The sequence below is a fragment of the Bacillus fungorum genome (assembly GCF_002746455.1).
Lineage (GTDB): Bacteria > Bacillota > Bacilli > Bacillales > Bacillaceae_G > Bacillus_A > Bacillus_A fungorum.
In genome coordinates this window covers 162,390-186,741 of the sequence record NZ_NWUW01000003.1, presented here as the reverse complement: position 1 = coordinate 186,741, position 24,352 = coordinate 162,390, and the positions used below count along the sequence as shown (strand labels likewise).

General features: G+C 33.7%; 23 protein-coding genes and 3 pseudogenes. 3 read left to right on the top strand and 23 right to left on the bottom strand.

The window, feature by feature from the left end:
• Positions 1-11: 11 nt before the first annotated feature.
• Genes CO726_RS05570 through CO726_RS05545 form a run of 6 tightly spaced genes read right to left on the bottom strand, consistent with a single transcriptional unit; the run spans position 12 to position 4,935 of the window.
• Complete coding sequence (locus CO726_RS05570) at positions 12-974, bottom strand: DUF979 domain-containing protein (RefSeq protein WP_099683588.1); 963 nt, start codon at positions 972-974, stop codon at positions 12-14.
• Between the two features lies 1 nt (position 975).
• Positions 976-1,671 carry a DUF969 domain-containing protein gene (locus CO726_RS05565; RefSeq protein ID WP_136699428.1) on the bottom strand — a complete coding sequence of 232 codons (696 nt, stop codon included), beginning with the start codon at positions 1,669-1,671 and terminating at the stop codon, positions 976-978.
• A gap of 23 nt (positions 1,672-1,694) precedes the next feature.
• Positions 1,695-2,456 carry a 5-oxoprolinase subunit PxpA gene (pxpA, locus tag CO726_RS05560; RefSeq protein ID WP_099683586.1) on the bottom strand — a complete coding sequence of 254 codons (762 nt, stop codon included), beginning with the start codon at positions 2,454-2,456 and terminating at the stop codon, positions 1,695-1,697.
• A gap of 18 nt (positions 2,457-2,474) precedes the next feature.
• Positions 2,475-3,464: a 5-oxoprolinase subunit C family protein gene (locus tag CO726_RS05555; RefSeq protein WP_099683585.1), complete on the bottom strand. Its 990-nt coding sequence runs from the start codon at positions 3,462-3,464 to the stop codon at positions 2,475-2,477.
• Entirely contained in the window at positions 3,455-4,168 is a 714-nt protein-coding gene (gene pxpB / locus CO726_RS05550; protein WP_016134847.1) for a 5-oxoprolinase subunit PxpB, read from the bottom strand. Before pxpB ends, CO726_RS05555 begins: the two co-directional genes overlap by 10 nt.
• 14 nt (positions 4,169-4,182) lie before the next feature.
• Positions 4,183-4,935, bottom strand: coding sequence for an IclR family transcriptional regulator (locus tag CO726_RS05545; RefSeq protein WP_016134848.1), 753 nt, complete (start codon positions 4,933-4,935; stop codon positions 4,183-4,185).
• 250 nt (positions 4,936-5,185) lie between these two features.
• Here CO726_RS05545 and CO726_RS05540 point away from each other — a divergent pair, with 250 nt between their 5' ends.
• On the top strand, positions 5,186-5,596 hold the full coding sequence (locus CO726_RS05540) for a hypothetical protein (RefSeq protein WP_099683584.1): 411 nt from the start codon (positions 5,186-5,188) through the stop codon (positions 5,594-5,596).
• Between the two features lie 197 nt (positions 5,597-5,793).
• Here CO726_RS05540 and CO726_RS05535 read toward each other — a convergent pair whose 3' ends face one another.
• The 5 genes from CO726_RS05535 to CO726_RS05510 all read right to left on the bottom strand — a co-directional run bounded on the left by CO726_RS05535 (position 5,794) and on the right by CO726_RS05510 (position 10,454).
• Positions 5,794-6,627: a DNA alkylation repair protein gene (locus tag CO726_RS05535; protein WP_099683583.1), complete on the bottom strand. Its 834-nt coding sequence runs from the start codon at positions 6,625-6,627 to the stop codon at positions 5,794-5,796.
• Between the two features lie 153 nt (positions 6,628-6,780).
• The gene (gene lepB, locus CO726_RS05530; protein ID WP_099683582.1) at positions 6,781-7,332 is read right to left on the bottom strand and encodes a signal peptidase I; all 552 of its coding nucleotides are present in this window, start codon (positions 7,330-7,332) and stop codon (positions 6,781-6,783) included.
• A gap of 171 nt (positions 7,333-7,503) precedes the next feature.
• On the bottom strand, positions 7,504-8,181 hold the full coding sequence (locus tag CO726_RS05520) for a copper homeostasis protein CutC (protein ID WP_099683580.1): 678 nt from the start codon (positions 8,179-8,181) through the stop codon (positions 7,504-7,506).
• A gap of 234 nt (positions 8,182-8,415) precedes the next feature.
• Positions 8,416-9,546, bottom strand: a complete 1,131-nt coding sequence (spoIIP, locus tag CO726_RS05515; RefSeq protein WP_099683579.1) for a stage II sporulation protein P — start codon at positions 9,544-9,546, stop codon at positions 8,416-8,418.
• Positions 9,547-9,749: 203 nt separating this feature from the next.
• Positions 9,750-10,454, bottom strand: coding sequence for an ArsR/SmtB family transcription factor (locus tag CO726_RS05510; protein WP_099683578.1), 705 nt, complete (start codon positions 10,452-10,454; stop codon positions 9,750-9,752).
• 69 nt (positions 10,455-10,523) lie between these two features.
• Between CO726_RS05510 and CO726_RS05505 the strand changes: the two genes are divergently transcribed.
• Positions 10,524-10,994 carry a DinB family protein gene (locus CO726_RS05505; protein WP_099683577.1) on the top strand — a complete coding sequence of 157 codons (471 nt, stop codon included), beginning with the start codon at positions 10,524-10,526 and terminating at the stop codon, positions 10,992-10,994.
• Positions 10,995-11,210: 216 nt separating this feature from the next.
• Here the strand turns inward: CO726_RS05505 and CO726_RS05500 are convergent, their stop codons facing one another.
• The 8 genes and pseudogenes from CO726_RS05500 to CO726_RS33120 form a co-directional block, all read right to left on the bottom strand.
• Positions 11,211-12,359: an acyl-CoA dehydrogenase family protein gene (locus tag CO726_RS05500; protein WP_099683576.1), complete on the bottom strand. Its 1,149-nt coding sequence runs from the start codon at positions 12,357-12,359 to the stop codon at positions 11,211-11,213.
• 154 nt (positions 12,360-12,513) lie between these two features.
• Positions 12,514-13,146 carry a YdcF family protein gene (locus CO726_RS05495; RefSeq protein WP_000662223.1) on the bottom strand — a complete coding sequence of 211 codons (633 nt, stop codon included), beginning with the start codon at positions 13,144-13,146 and terminating at the stop codon, positions 12,514-12,516.
• 330 nt (positions 13,147-13,476) lie between these two features.
• Positions 13,477-14,064 (bottom strand): GNAT family N-acetyltransferase, encoded by a 588-nt coding sequence (locus tag CO726_RS05490; RefSeq protein WP_099683575.1) that lies wholly within the window; start codon positions 14,062-14,064, stop codon positions 13,477-13,479.
• Positions 14,065-14,583: 519 nt separating this feature from the next.
• Complete coding sequence (locus CO726_RS05485) at positions 14,584-15,912, bottom strand: YjiH family protein (RefSeq protein ID WP_099683574.1); 1,329 nt, start codon at positions 15,910-15,912, stop codon at positions 14,584-14,586.
• A gap of 112 nt (positions 15,913-16,024) precedes the next feature.
• Positions 16,025-16,137: pseudogene (locus CO726_RS05480) on the bottom strand (aminoglycoside phosphotransferase family protein); the annotation flags it as partial.
• Positions 16,138-16,307: 170 nt separating this feature from the next.
• Positions 16,308-16,742, bottom strand: a complete 435-nt coding sequence (locus CO726_RS05475) for a ferritin-like domain-containing protein (RefSeq protein ID WP_099683573.1) — start codon at positions 16,740-16,742, stop codon at positions 16,308-16,310.
• A gap of 190 nt (positions 16,743-16,932) precedes the next feature.
• Positions 16,933-17,656, bottom strand: a pseudogene (locus CO726_RS05470) (ABC-2 transporter permease); the annotation flags it as partial.
• A gap of 463 nt (positions 17,657-18,119) precedes the next feature.
• Positions 18,120-18,400: pseudogene (locus CO726_RS33120) on the bottom strand (hypothetical protein).
• 283 nt (positions 18,401-18,683) lie between these two features.
• On the opposite strand from CO726_RS33120, the gene CO726_RS05460 reads away from it, so the two are divergent.
• Positions 18,684-19,445 (top strand): sulfotransferase domain-containing protein, encoded by a 762-nt coding sequence (locus CO726_RS05460; protein WP_099683572.1) that lies wholly within the window; start codon positions 18,684-18,686, stop codon positions 19,443-19,445.
• A 342-nt stretch (positions 19,446-19,787) separates the two neighbouring features.
• On the opposite strand, the gene CO726_RS05455 is transcribed toward CO726_RS05460, so the two are convergent.
• The 4 genes from CO726_RS05455 to CO726_RS05440 all read right to left on the bottom strand — a co-directional run bounded on the left by CO726_RS05455 (position 19,788) and on the right by CO726_RS05440 (position 23,956).
• On the bottom strand, positions 19,788-20,453 hold the full coding sequence (locus CO726_RS05455) for a glycosyltransferase family protein (protein ID WP_245916567.1): 666 nt from the start codon (positions 20,451-20,453) through the stop codon (positions 19,788-19,790).
• A 346-nt stretch (positions 20,454-20,799) separates the two neighbouring features.
• Positions 20,800-21,609 carry a TylF/MycF family methyltransferase gene (locus tag CO726_RS05450; protein WP_099683571.1) on the bottom strand — a complete coding sequence of 270 codons (810 nt, stop codon included), beginning with the start codon at positions 21,607-21,609 and terminating at the stop codon, positions 20,800-20,802.
• Between the two features lie 172 nt (positions 21,610-21,781).
• A complete protein-coding gene (locus CO726_RS05445) occupies positions 21,782-22,555 on the bottom strand; it encodes a TylF/MycF family methyltransferase (protein ID WP_099683570.1) in 774 nt (257 codons plus the stop codon).
• A 732-nt stretch (positions 22,556-23,287) separates the two neighbouring features.
• Positions 23,288-23,956, bottom strand: a complete 669-nt coding sequence (locus CO726_RS05440; RefSeq protein ID WP_099683569.1) for a glycosyltransferase family protein — start codon at positions 23,954-23,956, stop codon at positions 23,288-23,290.
• Positions 23,957-24,352: the final 396 nt, after the last annotated feature.

Below are 24,352 nucleotides of genomic sequence, written 5' to 3'. Positions count from 1 at the left end.
TTCCCTCCTAATTAGAAACGATATACTAGGCCGTACATAATAAACATATTGATAATAAAGATTGAAAGAGCAATTGGTATTTGTGCTTTAATAACCGCATTTTTATCCTTTAGCTCTAAAAGCATCGCAGGTACAATATTAAAGTTTGCTGCCATTGGAGTAAGCAGCGTTCCGCAATATCCAGCAAACATACCAAGAGCTGCCATAATCGCTGGATTCCCGCCGTGCATTTGTACAATTAAAGGTAAGCCAATTCCACCAGTAATAACAGCAAACGCTGCGAATGCATTTCCCATTACGACTGTGAAAAGCATCATTCCTAAACAATATGCCATAACAGCAACGAACGGATATTCAGTCGGTAATACTTGACCGACTAAATCAGAAACAACTTGTCCAACGCCAGATTTTGCGAAAATACCGCCAAGTGCTGCTAACATTTGTGGTAAAATAACAGCCCATCCGACTGCCTGTAGTAATCTACTTCCTTCTTGAACAGGCGTTGTTATTTTCGACTTTGTAATACGCATTGCTGCAACGAATGCGAGCAATGCACCTAATGCTAATGCAACTAACGTTACTTTATCCGGATCAACAAGAGAAATATTTCCCCATTTAATTTTCCCTAACGTCAACGTACCGATAATTGTAAAAATAGGTATTAATAGTGCAGGCATAAAAATTTTATTTTTTAATTTCTCAGCATGTTTTACACGTTCTTGTACTGGAACTTCTTTTTCCTCTGATTTTGTTACTTTATTTAGTGAAGCTAACACGACCATAGCGATCACTATACAGCCAACGTAAAACGAAGGAATTACATTTCCGAATAAAAATGTAACTGCAAACAATGCCCAAAATAAACTAGAGCCGAATCGGTTTGGATGTTCACGATCGAATGCGATACGAACAGCGATAAAGGCAACAATTATACCTAATACGTAATAGATTGTATCCATAGTTATGATGTTCATATTAGATTACCTCCTTCTCTTCTTTTTCTTTTGATTCCATCGTTTTCGCTATATATGTATCAAACCTTCTAAATCTAATCCAGCTTACAATCAGTGCAGATATTGCAGTTGGAATACCCCATAGTGCCATATCCCATACACCGACATGCATACCTACTGAATCGAAGAATCCTTTCATTAATAAAATGGCACCAGTTGCGATAAAAATGTCTTCTCCGAAAAACCAAGCAGTGTTCTCCGCAGCTGCTGCGTTTGCTTTAATCTTCTCTCTTAATTTTTCAGGCAGTTTACCGTATTTACCTTGCGCAGCCCCTTCTGCCATCGGCGCAACAAGCGGTCTTACTGTTTGTGCATGACCACCGATATTCAGTCCAAGTGCTGCTGATGATTCTCTTATCGTAAAATATGACATTAATACTCTTCCAGTTGTTGCACCCTTAGATTTTGTTATAAGTGCTTCTGCTCTTTCTTTTAAACCGTAACGCTCTAAAATTCCGATTACCGGTAAAGTTAGTATAATCGGCATAGACATATATCTATTTTCTATGAAAAATTTACCGAACATGCTGATAACATCATAAAAGCTTAATCCTGAAACCATACCAGTAACAACACCAGCAACCATAACGACTAACAGTGTATTTAATCTAAATAAAAAGCCCACTGCAACTAATAATATCCCGATTAATTTCACCAATTCCAACACTTCCCCTCATTTTTTTATTTCGGTGCACAAATAGAAACGCCATTAAGTTTGAATGTTCTGTATATTCTTCCTGCAAATTGGACTGCTTTCTCTCCGTCACCGTGTAAACAAATCGTTTGCGCCTGAACTGCTACTTTCTCGCCATTCACCGAATTTACATAACCTTCTTTCACCATTTGAAGCACTTGTTTTATCGCTTCATCTTCATTTTTTATAAGTGCATTTTCTTCCGTACGACTTGTTAACGTCCCATCTTGCTGATACGTACGATCAGCAAAAGCTTCTTGTACGAGAGTTATATTGTATTTTTCCGCGGCCTGTATAAACGCCTCGCTATTTGCTAATCCGTAAAGTGATAGACTTGGATTAATATGATAAATTGCCTTTACTATTGCATCTGCAATTTCTGGATCAGTTGCCGCCATATTATATAGAGCTCCGTGCGGTTTCACATGATGCATCTTGCCGCCAGCTACTTTCACAAACCCGTCTAATGCACCAATTTGATATAAAACATAATCGTATACTTCACCTGCTGAAACGTTCATGTTCCTTCTACCAAATCCAATTAAATCTGGAAATCCAGGGTGCGCGCCAATTGCTATGTTATGCTGCAGAGCTTTTTCAACCGTTTGCCTCATAACAACCGGATCACCCGCATGAAAACCGCAAGCAACGTTTATAGAGGAAACGAACGGAAGAATCTCGTCATCATTCCCCATTTTATAAGCTCCAAAACTTTCTCCTAAATCACAGTTTAAATCGATTGTAGTCACAATGTTTCCCTCCTAATTTCAATTTCGTAAAGCGATGAATTTTTTTAATAGATTTATATTTACTTCTTGTTCTATATACAATTGTTCCGCTTCTTCAAGCGTAATTTTCTCAAATGAAACATAATCCCCCGGTTTTAACTGGGCAAGAAGAGGTAGATCTACTGAAATGATATTTCCTATTCTCGGATAGCCACCTGTCGTTTGCCTATCTGCCATTAATATAATCGGCTGTCCACCGTTTGGAACTTGAATCGTTCCAAATGTAACGGGACTCGATAAAATCTCTTTTTCTTCAATCCTATTTAAAACTTCTCCCTCAACCCTATAGCCCATACGATCAGCGTAATTAGATACCTTATATTCTTTCGTAAAAAACGCCTTTTTACTTTCCTCTTTAAATTGATCATATTCAAAATCAGTTATGACACGAAGCTTAGGATCCTTCTTATATTTTGGTCGTACGCTGCTGCTAATTGCCCATTTCGTTTTCATTCGCTCATCCTTTTGTAAGTCTTGAATGAAACGATTCGCCATTTCTGAGTGCGTACCAAGTTGAAAATAATCCCCTTTTTTCAGCATTCTTCCTTCCATACCACCAATCGCAGCACGTATGTAAGTACTTTTGCTTCCCATTGTACGATCAATATGTATACCACCTGCAAAAGTCACATACGTTCTGCAACCGCTTTTCACTTTTCCAAAGCAAAGCATGCTACCTTCTTCCGCTAAAATAGGACGCCATAATGGAATACGCTCCCCATTTAGTAGCGGTTCCATATCCGCACCACCAATCGCAAGTAACGTCGTTTTCTTTATTAACATTTTCGGTCCCATAATCGTCATTTCGAGTCCCGCTTCATTCTCTTCATTACCAACTAACATATTGATCATCCGAAGTGCACTTTGATCCATAGCCCCGCCAACAGGTACGCCGTATTGTTGATAATGAGATCGCCCTAAATCTTGGACTGTTGTAAACATTCCTGCATGCAAAACCTCTACATCCATTCCTTAGCCCCCTCAAGTGATACGTACTCTTCTTTCGTTATTGGAATAAATCGTAAATACATACCGCTTTGGATATAAGTTGGTGTTTCTTCTTCCGGATTAAATAAGGAGATTGGTGTTCGGCCAATAATATTCCATCCACCTGGTGTTTCAAGCGGATAAATACCTGTTTGATTACCGCCAATACCTACTGAACCAGGAGAGATTTGCAGCCGTGGTGTTTCTTTTCTAGGTGTTTCTAGCTCTTTTGATAGTCCTCCTAAGTACGGGAACCCTGGTGTAAAACCTAGCATATACACAAAATATGTTGTTTCACTATGTATTCGAATCACATCTTCTACTTGCAAACCGTGATAATGTGCAACCTCTTCTAAATCAGGTCCATATTCTTCCCCGTAACAAACTGGTATAGAAATCTGTTTCACATCTCGGTTCAATTCTTCTTTATACGAATCACACAGCTCTTTTATATATTGGCAAACGTAATTATATAACCCTTCACTTCTCTCATTTCGCTTCCATACTTCGTATACATTGTAGTAGACCGCTAAGGAAGTAAACGACGGAACGCATTCAATCATTCCTGTAAACGGATGTTGCTGTAGTGCTTGAAATAGTCGTTGCACTTTTTCGTATACATCCATCCCCATTTCTTCACCAAATGTAACAATAATTGCTTGATCCCCTAATGCAGAAAATTTCATCCTACTCCCTCTTTCTATGCCAAAAAGCCGAGTTCTTTCGAAATGCGATGTGCTGTTTCTTTCACCTTCGCGATAAAATATGAAATATTACTTTCGCTATACTCAATTGCTAATCCCGAAATACTAATACCTGCTACAACCGTTCCATCGCTTGCAAAAATAGGCGCTGCTATAGCCGCAGTATGATTTTCTAACTCAGAGTAGCTAATGGTATGTCCTTCCTTTTTCGCCATTTGTAACACTTCTAGCAATTGCTTCTTATCCACGATTGTTCCATCTGCAAACTGCTTTAAATCCGTTTCCTCTATGTATTTCCGTTTCTCTTCCTCAGAGAAATACGATAGTAAAATTCTTGGACAAGCACCGGCATAAAGTGGAGCTCGTCTTCCAACCGCCGTATACACACGTACCGGCTGAACGCCTTCCATCTTTTCCACATAAATCGCGTCATTACCATCTTGAATAATTAAATTAACTGCCTGCCCTAAACTATCCCTAAGCTCTTTCATATATGGAATCGCAATATTTCTTACTGATAACCTTTGTGAAACAAGTTGACCAAATCGTAAAAAAACAACTCCTAAACGATATCTTCCCTTCTCGTTTTTTTGTAAAAACTCCATTTCTTCTAACGAGCCAATTAAACGATAAACAGATGTTTTCGGCATACTCGTAAGCTGAACCATCTCTGTTAAACTTAGCTCTTCATGCTCATAAAACAATTCCAAAATATCCATTGTCTTAACTGCCGTTTTATTTATACTCATTCTATCTCCCTCTTGTTCCGAATTTCGGAACTTGAATTCCGTTTTTCGAAACAAACATATAATTTAAAATTATAAAATATTCTTTCAATTCTATCAATATTTTTTTCAATTACTTAATCTTTATGTTTTGTCGGTAATTTAAAATAAGCGTAAATAATTATATACATTTGTAAATTTTCACATTAAACTATTACATTTCAATATTTTTCAATTATTATATACATAATACGAAATATAAGGAGTGTTTCTTTTGAAAAAGTTGCTAGTGATTCCTGCTATTATGCTATCTTTTTGTATAGGTTATAATGTGACATTTGCTACAAACGAAGATACTAAGCTAGACTCTCAAATTGAACAACGTGCCATAACTAACGAAGACGTTGCATTTTTCGGATCAACCACTTATAATTTCAACTATTTTAATGGAGATAACTTAAGCGTTCTTGTACAAAATACTGGTGATTCTCCTTTTAGTTATACTTTATATAACGCTAAAGGTGCTTGGATGATTGACGGAACTTTAAAACCAGGGGAACAAGCGATAAGTGAATTTAGTATAAATTGGAGTGATTGGCTTCCTGACGGTGAATATAAAATTTTTTTTAGAAATAGAGACGGTTCACTTTCCAAAGTACATGTTGCTACAAAACTATTTGAATAAAAGTTACAATAAAAAAGTACGGAAGTTTAGATTTGAAATAAAATTTGATCACCTTTCATTAATAACACTGATATAAAAGAAAATATAAAGAGCATGTATTGATCAATACATGCTCTTCTCATAGTTATTCAAAGTATTCTTTTTTTTAACATGATTGATTGTTCCTTCGTAGAACTAACAAGTCTATTAGTTACATATTACTTATTTTTCAAAATCGTTCTTTTAGCTTTTTTAATAATTCTACTAGTTGATTTTATGTCAGTATCCTTTTCCCATTCTTCACACAGGTTCATTACCCAATCCGGTTTCGTTTTACTTGCATCATTTAACCAGTTTCCAACCGAATCTTGTACATATTTTGATGGATCTGATTTAAGTAAATTAAGAATGGGAAGTGCTTTTTCAGGTTCTTGTTTTAATATTTCAATATGTTTACTCCATACACCTCGAGGACGAATAGATTCTACAGAGAACCTGCGAATATTCTCATCTTCACTTTTTGCCCATTCTACTAACAATTCCACACTTTCTTCTATATTTTGTGAAAGATCTTCTCTAATTGACATCCAAGCAATTTCTCGAACACCAAAATGATGATCCGCCGCAAAAGGTCGAATATACGTTAATGTATCTTTTAATGTGTTATTTGACTTTTTATTCATAAACGCTGCCCAACATCGTACACTATCTGAAATATGCTTAGATAATTTTAACAGTACGTCTTCCTTGTTTCCTTCATTCTCTTTGATTATAATTTCATCCAGTAAAGTTCCTGTTATTCGTATGACTTTCATTCCTGTTTCAACGTTCTGTTTTTCTAATTCACCTACTATATATTCCAAACTATTCTTGAGTCCTATTGAAGGTAAGACATTTTTAAGTAGTTCAATATGATTTATAGCTAGCCATTCTGTTAGATTAACACTTTCTACTTTCCCTTGCTGTAGTAACTGTAAGACCTCTTTAGGAATTTCGTTTACTTTCCTGGCTCCTTTCCTGTTTAAGATAACTTTTGATTCTTTCGTTGTCATCTTAATTCCCTCCTTTCAATATTATCTTCAAATAAACAGAGGCCATTTTGAAAAATAATAATCAAAATGACCTCTGTCTTTCTTAAATGAACATTCAGTTTCACAAAAAATGTGATTTAAATCCACCGGAAGAATATTTCTCCCATACTTACTTTATAGCGCTCTTACTTGTTTCAACGGCCAGAAAACTGCTTGTCCTTTTCCGACAATTTCATCTTCTGAAATAAATCCAAACATACGACCATCTTTCGAAACTTCACGATTATCCCCTAAAACAAACACTTGGCCTGCTGGCACTTTCGTTTTTCCTGTGATTTGTTCTAACGTAAAGTCTGGAGTTAATACACGGCCTGCTGCTTTTTCTTTAAACTCTTTTAAATATGGTTCTTCCATCGCTTTGCCGTTTACATATAAAACATCATTTTTATACTCAACTGTATCGCCTGGTAAACCGATTACTCGTTTTACTAAATCGTATCCTTCTTTTCCGTGGAAGACGATAATATCAAAGCGTTCTAATCCACTTATACTGTAACCAATCTTATTGACGAGAACTCGTTCGTTATTTTCTAAAGTGGGCATCATCGATTCGCCTTGTACTAATGACGGTGTAAATAAAACACCGCGAATAATTGCGATTAATACAAGGGTAAATGCTATCGTTTTAGCCCATGAGAATAATTCTTTCTTCGTATTTTCCTTCATCGTTTCTCCTCTTTCTTAAGTGCTTATTTTATCCCGCTTTAACGGGCAGTAAGACCCCCACCTCAAAATTCAACGAAAGCAAAGAAGCTAGATATGGATCAACTACCCGTAAAAGCCCGATTGGTTCAACTAATAATCAGCGGGGGAAGAACACCCCCACTGATTAAAGTTTCACTTTATTATTTGAACTAATTCTTGTACTAAATTAGGATCAATTTCAGCAAAACATGATTTCCCTTCTCTTACTGCTGTACCGACATGAGCTTGCGAAATTCCAGTTTCATCTAGCAATCGCTTTATATTTTCTTTCGTCACGCCAGCTCCAGCAACAAGTTGAATTTGACCATCGCTTACCTTTTGCATATCTGTAAGCACCGGAATATTATCAACTATACTTCCTTGTCCGCCTGAAGTTAAAACGTGAGTCACTTTATGAAATTTCGTTAAAGTTCTCATCGCTTCTACTGGATTTTCTGTATCATCTATTGCTCGGTGATATGTTACATTTATTCCATCTACCACAGATAATAAATCCGCTAGTTTCTCTTCATCTACTTCATTTCGTTCGTTTAATACGCCTAATACAATACCCGCTGCACCTAAATTTTGCGCAACGACAATGTCTTCTTTCATCATTTCAATTTCTTCTTCCGTATAGGTAAAAGACTTCGCATGCGGACGAATCATAACGTGAATCGGTATATGTACTGCTTCTACTGCTTTTTTAATAAATGCATAACTCGGCGTTAAACCGCCTTCTGTATAAGATGAAATTAATTCAATTCGCTTCCCACCTGCTCGTTCAATTCGTTTCACATCTTCTAAACATGTTGCAATAACCTCTAGCATGAGATGACCTCTTTTCGTGCTTTTTTCTTATTATACAGTAGGTGAAATAAGAAGCATAGCATTCTCCTATAAAACGATAAAAAGAAGAATGAAAAGAAAGATTTTTTCATTTGATAACATTTATTAGTAATGTTATATTTTTTATATTCTACAAAAAAAAGAGTAACCCCCTAGAACCTCGGACTAGGTGTCACTCCTTTTCATTTTACAAAACACTAAGTTTTCCCTTTACATTTAGTTATTTTTCTTTGTTACTTCATTATAATAATGGCTAAATGCTTCTACTAATGCATCAACGGAAGCATACAATTCTTCTGGTGTATTATCTACCCCTCCCATTTCAATAAGTAATGCATTTGGAGAAAGGTCTTGATTATATACTCCGTTACCGCTTTTACGATCTTTAATAAAAATCCCTCGGCTTAAACCGTAATATTTTTCATCTAAATATGAATTAATTGCTGTTACTATTTTTTTATTTTTTTCATAGTTAGGATTTTCTCGCCCTAAAATAAAATAGAGCCGAGCATAATTCTTTCCATTAATATTTTTTGTTGTAATATTTTTTCGTGCATCATCTCTATGAAGGTCCATTGGAAACATAATATTTTTATCTTGCGCTAATTTATCTTGTAATATTTGACGAGATCCTTTGTAGGATTGGGCCCAGTTTAAATTTTTATTTCGCAGAAAATCCCTCATATTTGTCGTATCATGTGAAACCCCTATTCCTTTTTCTTCTAACTTTTGTTTTAAATAGTTTCCAACAAACGTAATATTCACTTCATTATTTGTACTAGAGGCATCATTAGGTTTAGTAGCACCTGGAATGAGAGGAATAAACGACTCCCAACTATGTGTATGATAAATAAAAACTTTATTTTCACCGTTATTTTGTGTATTTGCATTGTTTTCTTTCTCACTCTTTGGGTGTTTAACAGCAGTACCTTTATCTTTAATATTCTCTAAAGGAATACTGGATTCTTCAGGAATGTTCGTATAATCTGTTCCTTCCCCTGCAATTAATATTTCCGAATAAAATTGATTCATATTTGGAAGTTCTCGGGTTAATAAACTTCGAAGGTCATTTACATTAATATTTGTAGAAAGTGACAGTAAAAAAGATTCCAAAGACGCTCGTCCTTTTTCTTTATGAAATTCTTCTGCAAAATAACGATTTTCACTGCCTATCATATACATAAGGCCTTTAGTAGAATTCGTTCCTAATAATTGATTCATATAAAATGATTTAAATACGCTGGAATTACTAGAAATGAAGAATGAAGTGAGGATACATATAATAGTGAATAAAATACATATCACTACATATCTTACATTTAATACTTTCAGTTTAATTTTATTCATTTTATATCTCCCTTCATTTACTATATTCTTACGCATAATTTTCAAGTAATATGATTAATAATTTAATAGAACTTCCTCAACTACTATGTTTTCATTTCACCTCTTCCCATAAAGCGATTGAGGTTAAATTTGCCGTGTGCAAATATCATCTAAGATTTTAAAAAAAATTAAATAACCTGAGTCTATATAACTATAGACTCAGGTTATTTAATTTCTTCATTTTCCATGTCAATGCCTAATTGGTCTTTCAATAACTTCTTACCTTTTCTTGTAAGATGGACAGCCCGATTCTTATCCGTTTTTGTAATCCATTCCTGTTCAAAAAATAGTTTTGCTATTGCAGATCCTAACCAACCAGAAATATGGTAGCGTCTTTCACTCCAATCAAGACAAGGTTTTGCAAATACCCTCCTCTTTATTTCTGCCGCTTCAATATTTATTCCAAAATTCAGAAACCACTTTTCACCTTGTTCCGTTACAATGTATTCTCCTTCCTCTAAAATGATAAATTCCTTATCTAGCAATTTTTCAGCTATCTCTACACCGAGTTTGCCTGCAAGATGATCATAGCAAGTTCGAGCATAACGAACTTGTTTTAGTTGATCCGATTGTTTTAAAGAACGAACTTGGACTGTTGGTGCGATTGTTCCTAACTTTTCAAGCACTTCTGCTACCTCTTGATTAGCAAGTCGATAGTAACGATGTCTACCATGTTGTTCAACTTTAAGTAGATTCCCCTCTACTAATTTAGAAAGATGAGAACTAATTGTTGGATGTGACACTCTTGCCATATAAGCCAATTCACTAGCAGGTAGTGCTTGATTATTCATTAAACAATCTAAGATGATTGCTCTTGTAGGTTCAGCAATGAGTTTAGCTATATATGAGATATTCGGGTATACATTCATATTTCGATGATACCCTAACTATTAAATTGATACAATTATTTTAAGTTTAATAGTAAAGGAGAATGTATTATGAATGCAATTGATCTTAGTATATTAAATTTGAAAGAAACGAGAAGGCGCTCAGAAAAATTATGGAATTCTCTTCCCGATAATTTTCTTAATTGGAAGCCTGATCATGAGGCTATGTCCTTTGGTGAAATGATTCGTCACGTATGGAGCTCAACTTTTTACTATCATATGATTTTAAAAAACAACGGCTCAATAAACGACATACACATCCCGTATAATGACGAGCCAATTACTTGTGTAAAAAAAGAGATTGAGTTGGCACAATCATACTTTACTGACTTCATAGAATATGTTCAATCGATAAACATAGCCGAACTAGATTCAAGACTTATTGATCGCAGTGATGTTGGCTATCAAAGATATTTAGGCGATATGCTTTTACGAATTGCCTATCATGATGCGGTCCATGCAGGTCAATTTTTACAATATTTGCGAATGGTAGATTTGGAAAGACCATTGATTTGGGATTAAATTCAGTAATTATTTACAAAGGTTCCAAACTGGCATTACGATAAGAATTTTTCAACAAGAAACAATCACAAAACCATGATAACCATTTATATTAAAAACCTACATCTCAACTTGGTACGTTCCTGCACATAAAAAGCACGCGTTCGATTACTAATCAAACACGTGCTTTCAAAACAACTATATTGTACATAAACAATAAAATTCAAGTTAAAAAACCTACGAACGAAACGCCGCATCCGCCAGCATAGATAGTGTTGCATCATCCATCGGCGGATTGTGTAGTCCTGCTCTGACGTTTAAATAGTAACGATGAAGCGGATTTTTTTCTGATAAACTTTTTGCTCCTACGATGCGCATTGATTTATCCACTATGGATATCGCCGCATTTGTTACGGCGTATTTCACTGCTGCTAGCTCTGCTTGCAGTGAAAGTTTATCTTCTGCCTCATCGTATTTTTTCGCAATTTGATATAAAAAGACGCGAGCTTGCATAAGCTCGAGTTCTAATTCTCCAACTAACCTTCTAACATTCGGCAATAAACTAATAGAATGATTTAAACTATTCGGCTTGTATGATCCCGCAAACTGAACTGCATAATTTCTTGCTGATTGTGCAATTCCTAAATAACATGCTGGTATATGTAGCAACCAGCCGATACCCTTTTGATTCACTTTCCCGCCTAATACATCCGTAAAAAAGCGGTTTTCTATCTCTACATTTTGTAAGACAAGGTCGTGACTAGCAGTCCCTCTCATCGCGACGCTATCCCACGTTTCTTCAATGGATACACCGAGCGTATTTCTCGGAATAACAAACTCACCAACTTCTTCTCGGCCTTCAATACTTGCTGAAATAATAAAATAATCAAGTATTGGCGCCATCGTTGTAAAAGTTTTTCTTCCATTTATAACCCACTTCTCGCCTTGTTGAACCGCTATTGTTTCTGGTTTACCGCCACGCGTTGGACTCCCTGTTTTCGGCTCTGTTGCTGCCCGATTAAAGAGCGCACCATTACGCACCTCTTCGCAAAACCATTTGAACATCTCACCATTCCAAGAGCGATTTTCCGCTAGCTCTTTCACAATGCCAAGATGCCATCCAATCGATAATGCAGTAGCTCCGCAGCCTTCTGCGATTTTCTCTTGAAATAAAACAAAGTCATATAAAGAAATTGCACTACCACCAAATTCCTTCGGTAACGTTAATTTCGTATACCCGATACCTTTCAAATCATTCATATTTTCATGCGGAAATGATCCTAATTCACTTAGTTGATGCTCTCTTTCCATGAACTTCGGAATCAATTTATTTATTTGTTCAATAATGAAAGATTGTTCTTCTGTTTCAACAAATGAGAGTGCCATACTATAATCTCCTTTATGTTCGATTCTTCAACCGCTCACTTTTTTATTATGATTATATGAAGCTACCTCTCTATTGTTTCACTATTCCGATAAAAATACAATGTTTTTGACTAATAAGAAAAGTTCCTATTTAAAGGTAGTTCCTTTTCTTATATTAATCTCCCTTTAATGCCTTTAACGGCAAAGAGGTTACATATCCAATGTACGAGAATAATTCTTTAAAGAAGAATGGTATTTCTGTATCTAGCGTTTTATATGCTGATGTCGGCGTCGGTGAAGCATACGCTTCAATATTAATATGTTTTGCGATTCTCATTGCGCGTTTCATATGAAGTGGATCACTTACAATCGTGTATGTGCGTATTCCGTTCTCTATTCCAACTTCCTTCGCATTCTTTAAATTTTCTTCAGTGAAAAGGGATTTTGTTTCAATTAAAATATCTTCCTCTTTTACACCTTGTTTCATTGCATATACTCTTGCAGTACGCGCTTCCTCAAGCTCTGCCTCGAACTTTGTACCACCTGTAAAAATAATCTTTTTAATATTTCCATTCTTATATAAAGAAATCGCATGATTAATTCTTTCTTTAAATACAGGAGATGGTTTTCCATTCCAAGAAGCTGCTCCTAGTACGATACCAGCATCCGTTTTCACGCTATCATCTGTTTTAAAACGATAACTCCAAATATCGTAAGCTGCATAACTTACATATAATATAGCAGAACAAATCATTAGTAAAAACACTTGAAAGATTCGTCTTTTCTTACTCTTCTTATTTTCTTTCATTTGTAATTGCCTCCGTACATCATCCATACTTCTATAAAAAAACATTTATATCAAATCGTTTTGTTTGAGTTTATTTAAAAGAAGGAACTTTACTTGTTATTTATGTATAAAAGGGTTTTCATTTAAAATTGAGGATTATCAATTCATTTTTCATTTGCGGTTTTCATTACATGTTTTAAATTCATAAGTTTATTACCATACAACTACATTGTAACGAATTTTTTATCAGAAGGGAACGATGAAACAAAAGGAATTAAAATAAAGTAGCATTTTGTAAGAAAAAAGGTATATTTTTCTGCATCACGAACAATATACCTTTCAAAACACGAATTATAGCTTTTCTTTATACAACTCTAATTTTTCTAACAATTGTTCTTTTACGCCTGACCATTCACTCGAGATAATACTGTACACAACTGCATCTCTCACATGACCGTTTGGCAATTTTCTTTCATTTCTAAGCACGCCCTCTTTTACTGCACCTAATCTTTCAATTGCTCGTTGTGCTTTTTCATTTCTTGCATCCGTCTTAATTTGCACCCTGAGCATATGCAGTTTTTCAAAAGCATACTGAAGAAGCATATACTTACACTCTGTATTTATACTCGTACGCTGGACACTTGGATGATACCACGTTTGTCCTAACTCGACTGTTTTATCTTCTACTGAAATATTATATAAGCGTGTACTTCCTACAATCATATTCGTCTGTTGATCCACTACAACGAAAGGTATTTGCGTACCCTTTCCGTAACCCTGTATCGCTTTTTGAACATATTGCTGCATATCTTGAACACTATCCATTTTAGAGATTAAATACGCCCAAATATCCCGATTTCCTTCTACAATCGAAAACAAAGTTTCGACATCATCACTATCCATTAATCGTAACTTTACTCTTTCGTAAATGATTTCCATTTGTAAGCCCCCTTTGTTGTTACTATAACATACGAAACAAAAACGATTTATAAGAATAACGAGATATAATTAAAAGAATCACTTTTCGAATATACTCTTCACATCTAGGATGGGAAGACTCATCGATAATCATTAATATCGCACCTATAAAAAGAAAATTTTAATAATTCCCAATAAATACTATATAATAATAAACGGGAGGGGATAAAAATGCTAGATCAAATTACTTGGGGAACGCCAGCCAGCTTATTATGCTTAGGATTCTTTTTTGCAGGATTAGGAATCTTCCTAAGAAATATTACTTCACATACGAAAAAATAAATAAAACTTAAAAAAGGACATTTTCACCTGAAGATGTCCTTTTTTAAGTTTTAGAGTATTTGCCTTTCTTATCCTGACAGCGCTACAACTTTAAAGTAACAATTAACACATTTATATAACACCTGTATACTACTAATATTTTCATCACAAAAATTAATTTTCAATTCTACCTTTTTATGCTTTTGCACTTTCCCCTTTTTAAAGCAACAAATAAGCAATTGGCGTAATAATAAGTAACGTTAATATCGTTCTCTGCACGTACAGAATAATAAGTTCTGATACTTTTAACGGTATATCTGTCGATAAAATACAAGGAATAGATGCTGAGAAAAACAATATAGATGATACCGAAACAACCGCAATGACAAACTTTGTCACAAGTGGTGCACTAACTACTAATAATGATGGTAAGAACATTTCCGCAATACCGACGGATGCCGCTTTAGCAGCTAGATCTGCTTCTGGTAATTGTAAAGCCCATGTAAAAGGATAAAAAATATAGCTGATCCAATCAAATATTGGTGTGAATTTCGCTAAGACGATACCAATTAATCCTACTGACATAATAGATGGTAAAATTCCCATCGTCATGATAAAACCGTCTTTTAAGTTCACTGCAATATTTTTTATAATACTCGGTGCAGATTTCGATACTTCTAGCGCATCTTCCCAAGCGCGTTCTAGCATTTTCTCCTTATAAACGGGCTCTGGGAACCCTTCTTTTGTTACATATGTATCTGGTTTTATACTAAGGGGCGGGATTCTTACGGTGATAGCAGTTACGATGAATGTTACAACGAGAGTAGTCCAAAAATAAACATTCCATAAATGCATAATGTCTAATGTTTTTGCGATGATAATCATAAATGTTGCGGATACTGTAGAAAAGCCTGTAGCAATAATGGCTGCTTCTTTTGTCGTATATTTTCCCTCTTTATAAACTCGGTTAGTAATGAGAAGCGCAAGCGAATAACTTCCAACGAAAGAAGCAACCGCATCAATTGCTGACCTTCCCGGTGTTTTCCATAATGGTCTCATAATCGGACGGCAAAACGTACCGATAAATTCTAGCAATCCATATCCGACTAATAACGCTAAAAAAGCCGAGCCAATTGGGACGAGTAAACTTACCGATATTACTAGCTTTTCATACAAAAACGGTCCTACATCTTGTGCAAAGAACCAAGCTGGTCCTACTTTCAAACAATATAATACACCAAAAACGACGCCAACTACTTTTAAAATAGAAAAGCAAATGTCTACGATAGATGCATTCCATTTTTTCGTATAAAACGGATAAATCGCACCTATTACCATAACAAGTAGTGCGTAATAAGGTACTACGCCCGGAACAGAAGTCCTGATCCATGATACGATATGATCAATCATAATGGACGAAGCACCGTTTATTGTAACCGGTACGAAAAACATAAACACCCCAACGAGACTAGCGAGTATAAACCGAAGAATGATGCTCTTCTCACTCCCTGTCTTAATTACATTCCTTTTTAATTCAATTTCACTCAAAATTCGACACCTCTCATTATCTAAATTTTCTGTATAATTATGTTAGATTCCTTCTTTTGATTTCTAATATTTAATCATGTGAAAAAGCCTATTTTGAAATAGGCTTTTTCTATTACCTCTCATAATCATCCACAATCACTTGAATAACACAATACGATTCTTCTGCTTTTTTTCATTACTATCCTTATTCGCATCATATGTAATTAACGCCTTCCAAAGCGCCCATTCAGGAAACTGTTCCCCCTTTTTCATGTTTACTTCTTCCTTTATTGATTTTTTATACATTATATACCAAAACAAACTACTATACTTTAAAGATATCTATTATTCGGCTTGTATTACACCATAAAAAAACCGTTCCACTACTTGTGAAACGGTCTTAATCCCCTAGGTATTTACTTCGACTTCACAAAATAATATAAAAACCACACCGCATGATTTTGTTCATCGGCTGCTATTCTGCGCAACAACTCTTTCATGTTCGCATCTGATGTTTCATCTGAAATTTCCAAATAAAAATCCACTGTCTTCTGTTCATCTTGTATAGCGAATTCTAATCCTTGTAAGTACGTATTCGGACATTCTTCTGTAATTTGTGGTTTAGGTTGCTGACCAGTTAAATTTGTATAGATTTGTACAAAATGGTGAAAATGCTTGATTTCATCATTGCGAATTTCAAGAATTTGATTTCGTTCCGCCACATTCGGAGCCATGTTGGCTAATTTCGCATAGCAATTTATAGCACTAAACTCTCCGTTAATTGCTTTCTCAATATCACGAATTAGCTTATCATTTTGCCTGTACGAATCATAATAATTCGAATTATACATCTTATCCCCTCCATTATTTCGCATAACATTTTATGCATTTCGAAATAGTAAGAGCATGTATACAAAAAGGAATCACAAATATTAATTCTTCAATCACCTTTAAAACATTGAAAATGCCTGTCTATCACTGCTTTATTTCCTTATCGATTTCAGCACAAAAACCGTTTCACTACCAGTGAAGCGATTTTTTTTAAGCATTCAATTCTGTTTTATGTCCCTTTGCTGCACTACGTTTTAAAGCAGTTGCTAGTATAGTAATCATACTTACTACACCAATCCAAACGAGTACAGTAACTGGTGTATTCCAGCTTAAACCTTTTCCGAAGAGGAAGATTTCTCTGAGTCCTTCGATCATAAATTTCATTGGTAACCATGAGTAAACCCAGTCTTGATAAAATGGAGACAACATCTCAGGTGCTAACGATAATAATGGTGCTCCGAAGAACAGTAATAAAGCAAATAGTCCGATTTCTTTTAGTCCAACTAATGAAAGCACCGCAGATATCATTAAGAAGAAACTAAAAGGTGTAATGGATAAGAACAACGCTGTATCCGTGAAATTCGAAATGTTTAATCCTACCATGCCATCTGCAATCCATGTAAGACCAAATCCAATTACAAGTGCCGCAACAGCTCCTGTTACTATTTGTTTTACTTTCAATACAAAGTTTTCTTTTCGTGTACCTACCTGGCATTTTACGAATCGCCATAAAGATAATCGTTGCACTCGCTAAACTTGCGATCCATAACGGCTGGAATAATGAAATTGGTGAATGACCGTTCGCACTATTTTTGCCGATTTCATTCATATTTGTCACTTTCTTTGTAATAGGTGTTACTAAACTTGAAGCTTGATCTGCTATTAATGTAATTCCTTTCGCTTTAAATTCTTCTAATATTTGTGTAGGCATATTAAAATAATTTTTATCTTTAAAATATTTTCCATAAAATTACTCAATCATTTTTACGATATGCTCATACACTAAATACGAAGGAGTACAAATATAATTGATTTGAGAATAAAATATACCTCATTCAAATCTAATATAAAATGAGAAAATAAGATTTAATTACTAAATTAATAAGTTTTTAAATTTTTACAAACTAGTATTCCCGAAATTATTCTTTAATTATTTATTCCTTTGATCAATACATTTTTTTCTTCTAATATAGTAAATTCAGGGGGCAGCGATTGATTATTATTAAGGCGTATCACTCAAAATAATATGAGCAATATTAGAATGTGAACATGTTTTTATACAAACATGTCCATGCGTTTTTCACAATAAAATCCATATCACAATTGCTTCTGAATCATATTTACTACAGTTTTTTTGAGCATCATACGTACCGTAATATTTACTTACTCCTACATGATTACGATCCATAATTTTTACGCACAAAGGCATGTAAATCAGCTTCAAGAGATCCGACATAAAACATAGCGGCAAGATAAATTACTACGCAAACTCGTTCAATATTATAATAATTTTGAAGAAGTATTTGACAACTTTCCATATGCATATCTATAGGAAAATCATCTTTTTCATCTCTCCAATAAATGGATGTGGTTGCAGACCAACTACCATTTCTAGGGTGATTTTTTGCACATATTCACGAGCGTGATAAACAAGGTTCCTTGCTTGAAATCTTACCATCGTTTTCCATCCTAACTCTTTGAACATTTTTCTCTTTCCTCTAAGGCTCATGTAAAAAGAATCTAACTTTCCATGGGAAGGACAATTTAGTATAAAATGGATTCTGACACATTTTTTGAAGGCTCGTTGCACTGCAAATGTTATCTATTTTGCTTTATTCGTGTTATTCGTCAAGTGAGAAGAATCGAAATCCTATACAATTTTAAACACATGAATAAATGGATAAACAAAAACTCCTTATGATAAATATATTAAGAAAAGAAGAAAGGTAGGTTCATCTGATATGCAAATGTCTGTATGCAATGGTTTTTTGGTATCAACTGTTCCTAAAAGTGGAACACATTTATTAATGCAAATTTTAGAAGCTGTACCCCTAATGAATTTAAAGAAATTTTATTATTTTGAAACAAGCTGCAAACAAACTAATCTAGAGCAACTTAATAATTTTAAAAAAGAATTGTTAAGTTTAAAAAAATATGACGCGCTACTAGGACATCATTGGTATTCATCCCATTGCAAGGAATTACTTGATTCTTTAAAAGTAAAACATGTGTATCTATACCGAGATCCTAGAGATGTTATTATTTCATATATAAATCATTGTATTAGATTTAATGACCAACCAATATCTGGAATATTGAAGAGTTGTACCTCTATACAAGAAGCAATTTTAATGGTTCTATCAGGGAACAACAATGAATACCCTAGATTCATTGAATTATTTAATCCAACCTACCAATGGATTGAATTCAAAAATGATTCTAACTTCTATTGTATATCATATGAATCCCTTGTTTCTATAGATACAAGATATGATACGATTTATAAGCTTATCGAATTTTTATATGATGATCTTCCTTTATCTATTAGTGAAATGACAAATTTAGGAATGAAGGGTATCAATCCAGATACATGCCCAACATTTCACAAAGGTGAAATTGGTCAATGGGCAAACTTTTTTGATGAAGTAGTAAAGGAACATTTTAAGGATGCTATCGGCAATTTATTAATTGAAACTGGGTATGAAAAAGATAACAATTGGTAATCTTGCTACTCTAGTATTATGCTGCAATCAAATATGCCTTTTATATATTATCCAAATAATATTGAATGTTATAAAAAAATAAATAGAGCTTGTCACAAAATCTCTATCTATAAAAATACACATAAGTTATCTATAAATGATAATGTATTTATAGTTTCGTAACAGGCTCAAATCCCTTTCACATACTAAAAATTTGTACCTCTAAATACATTTCACTTCTAAAGTTAGAATAATGATAATATTGGTAAATACGATTTCACCACAAAATACCCAAAATCTATTATTATATATAACACCAACTAACCCTTTTACTCATTTGAAATAAACTCTATATTATTATTCTTAAGTGATATAGTTTCTATAATTTTCAACAAATATTTTTCTATCTTCTTCATATCCTGTAACATTTGTAATACCCGTATCGTGTAAGCACCAAGGCTTTCTTTGCCTAGGAACCCCCACCTCATATCCAGCCTTTACAAATTCCAAACACTGAGAGATGTCATAAAAGTGCCAGCCTTGAAACAAATCTTCCCTCCATTCAAGATCATATTGTGTCACCATTATTAATCCATCAACCGCTAGTACTGACTCATAATCATTTGTTACATTCCGATGTGCCATTAAATCTATATTATTTTTACCTGTAAGCGTGTGATATACAGTTCCATATGAACATAAGCTTGCCCACCATACACCATTTGGTATCGTCTTTGCACCTATCACTCCAAGCATCCCTAATTTAGGATTCATCTCAAATAATCTGATTATTTCATATATAAAATTTTTATTTAAAATATAGGTATCCTGATGAAGATATACTTTATATTTAGCATTGCTCTTTTTCATCGCCTGATTATATCCAGACGTAAGACTATTAGCTTGTTTAATAGTTATAATTTCAATCTCACAATTCTCAGGAATATGTAGCGCATGAATAAAATTTAATGCAGTGTTGTACTCTTCAAAGTTATTAACGCATGATATAAAACTTATTTTTTTTTTCATTTTGCTCTCTCCCGTTACTTAAATAGTATTGCCCTCCTCTAGTTTCACTTTTCATATTCATAATTCCCCCCCTTTAAATTAGACAATTAACCTCTTTTTATTAAGGAGAGTTCCTTATTTTTACAATAAATTTAATAAAATTACAAAGTCTTGTTAAATAACTAAGAAATATACCATCAATACGAAACTATTTATCTATAATATTACAAATCACATAATACATTCTTTCCATAGAAATTCTGTTCTTATACTTCTTCTCGAGAAAGTATATTAAAGACTGAAAAATGCGTCTATTTTTAAAATCATCCCAAATATATAAAATTAATTTTACACTAATATTTATTAGTTACTTAAATGCACTATTTTTTTGTTTTTGCCAATACACTGCCATGTTATCAATTGGAATAAGTGGCTCCTGAATATTCCGCTCTCTACGAAAATCTGTAATAGCTGGCTTACATGTAGGTAATACATAATCATCAATAATAATAAAACCGCCATCTGATACCTTATCATATAAATTTGTTAAACTATCCATTGTAGATTCATACAGATCACCATCAAGTCGTAAAATCGCTAATTTTTCAATTGGGGCCACAGGTAATGTATCTTTAAACCATCCTTTGAGAAATTGGACATTTTCATCAAGTAAACCATATTTCCGAAAATTATTTTGAACTTCTTGTAAGGATACGCGTAAATAATCAAGTGTATATAGCTTATCACCTTTATCTTGTGGATATTTTTCCTCATCTGGTTGTGGGAGACCTTGGAATGAATCCGCTACCCATACTTTTCGATTATTAACTCCATAAACCTTTAGAAAACCTCGCATAAATATACAAGACCCTCCACGCCATACACCCGTTTCAATAAAGTCTCCTTCTATATTTTGTTTCAATACAGACTCCATACACATCTGTAAATTATTCATACGCATACGACCAATCATACTGTGAGCCATTTTCGGCCATATTTCTCCCATTTTATGTCTTTCAGGATCTACTTTTGTTGAGCTATCAATTAATTTACCCATAAGAGGTACTCCCTTAAAAACACTCCCCATAATATCCTCTTCATATTCCTGCCCAATTTCAAATAAAATTGTCTTTTTTAAAAGCTCAAGATACATCTCTATACCTCGTTCTGTCTGCATAGTAACCTCTCCTTTATCAAAAATGATTCATAAGATCCAAAATCTATTAATAAAATATTTTTTCTCATCTTTAATACTTAAATCTTTTGTATCACTTTTTAATTTTTAAGATTCTATAAGTGATTTTAACTAAATATCATTTAATGTAAACCAGTATTAAACCACTCATGATTCACCTGTTTTTTTGCCAATACACTGCCATGTTATCAATTGGAATAAGTGGCTCCTGAATATTCCGCTCTCTACGAAAATCTGTAATAGCTAGCTCACATGTAGGTAATACATAATCATCAATAATAATAAATCCGCCATCTGATACTTTATCATATAAATTTGTTAAACTATCCATTGTAGATTCATACAGATCACCATCAAGTCGTAAAATCGCTAATTTTTCAATTGGGGCCACAGGTAATGTATCTTTAAACCATCCTTTGAGAAATTGGACATTTTCATCAAGCAGATCATATTTCCGAAAATTATTTTGAACTTCTTCTAAAGATACACGTAAATAATCAAGTGTATATAGCTTATCACCTTTATCTTGTGGATATTTTTCCTCATCTGGTTGTGGGAGACCTTGGAATGAGTCTGCTACCCATACTTTACGATTATCAATCCCATGAACCTTTAAAAAACCTTGCATAAATATACAAGACCCTCCACGCCATACACCCGTTTCAATAAAGTCTCCTTCTATATTTTGTTTCAATACAGACTCCATACACATCTGTAAATTATTCATACGCATACGACCAATCATACTATGAGCCATTTTCGGCCATATTTCTCCCATTTTATGTTTAGTGGGATCAACAACTCTATTTTTTATAGGGTGTTTCTGTAAATCTGAAACAAGATCTTGTTCATGCTCTTGCCAAATTTCAAATAAAATTACCTTTTTTAAAAGTTCAAGATACATCTCTCTCTCCTGCTCTATCAACATAAAAAACCTCTCCTTTTTTTGTGAATGTTCAAGTTCTTAACACTTTTATATAGTCCTCTGATTATCCACAATCTTAATTTAAACTTCTCAGTTCCTCCAATATATTCAAAAATAATTAAATAATTACTTTTAACTCTCATATCGAATTTATAAAGGATGCGCTAGTTCTACAGCTTATGATCTCCATTTGAATATCTTATATTTTTATATAAAAAACTAGTTTTAGAAGACAACTAATACAAAAATTAGTATCTAACTACAAAATAAAAATATTTTCTGAAAGAAATATTTGTCCGCTTTAGAATATTTATGAAACCCCCCCCTCCAAAAGCTATACTTTTTGGACAACCCTCTTGTCAATTAAACATATATTATTATCATTGAACAAACATGAAATAGAAACATATCACTCATTACAAAAAACGAATTGTTTTATACGCAAGTTCAAACAATTCGTTTTTTGTAATATAAATTTCTAATTGATAAAAAGTATTGCTTCCTTAGATTCAATTCGTATAAGAACCACATAATAATCTTATATTCACGACACTTATTTATAATTGCCTCTACTTAGGATAATCATTACATAAAATCAGAAGGAATTTAACTTTACATAATATCTCCTAACTTTTTATTCTATCCTGTAGAAAATTCCCTGCAGAATATACTAACAAATCAATACTATACATAGATTTCATTTAATCTTTTAAACAAAACTGAGACTCATTATTTTCAAATGATATAGCGTCTATAATTTTCAACTAAAATTGTTCTATTTTCTTCATATCCAGTCCAATCAATAACACCTGTATCATGAAGACACCAAGGAGTATCTTGTTTAGGAACTCCTACTTTGTACCCAGCTTCTATAAATTCTAAACTTTGAGAAATATCATAAAAATGCCACCCTTGAAACAAATCCTCTCTCCATAAAAGATCATACTGTGTGACCATTATTACCCCGTCAATAGCCATCACTTGTTCATAATCCCCTTTTACATCTCTCGCCTTTCCTAATTCTATTTTCCCTTTTACTACAGGAGTATGATACATCATACCGTATATATATGAACTATGAAACAAAGATCCATTCGGCAGTGTTTTTGAGCCCGCTATTCCTAACATTCCTAATTTAGGATATTTCTCAAATAACGTAATCACATCGGATATAAAATTCTCGTTTAGAATATAAGCATCTTGATGAAGATAAACTTTATATTTCGCATTACTTTTTTTCATCGCTTCATTATATCCAGAAGTAATACTAGTAGCTTCTTCAATAGCTATGGTTTCAAATTTATAACCATCTGGAACCTTCAACTTATGGATATAACGTAAGGCTGTATTATATTCCTCAAAATTGTTAACACAAGATATAAAAGTTACTAATTTATTATCCATCTAACAGCCTCCTATAAATTTGGAATTATTAATACACACCTTTTATGCTTTTAAACACTCTGTTTTAAATTATGCGAACAGCTTCTTTTTGTTTATTAAAAGGAACAATTTTTTAAATATATGAAATTGATATATTGAATTAAGCTCATTTAATCCGTAATGCACAATAATCTAGAATCGAATAAATAGGACACGACGCCCTGGCACCAAATCCATTTGTATAAATAGAGTTCGTATTGACATCTATGTTATATAAATAAAGAAAATCTCTCTAGCGCTTTTCATTATTCCCTCCAGTGTTGTATATTTTTCCTTTTTTTCTTTTATACAGTACTAAATCAACCGCTGTACACTGAATCGTACACATAATGCAAATCCCGAATATTTCTTCCTGTA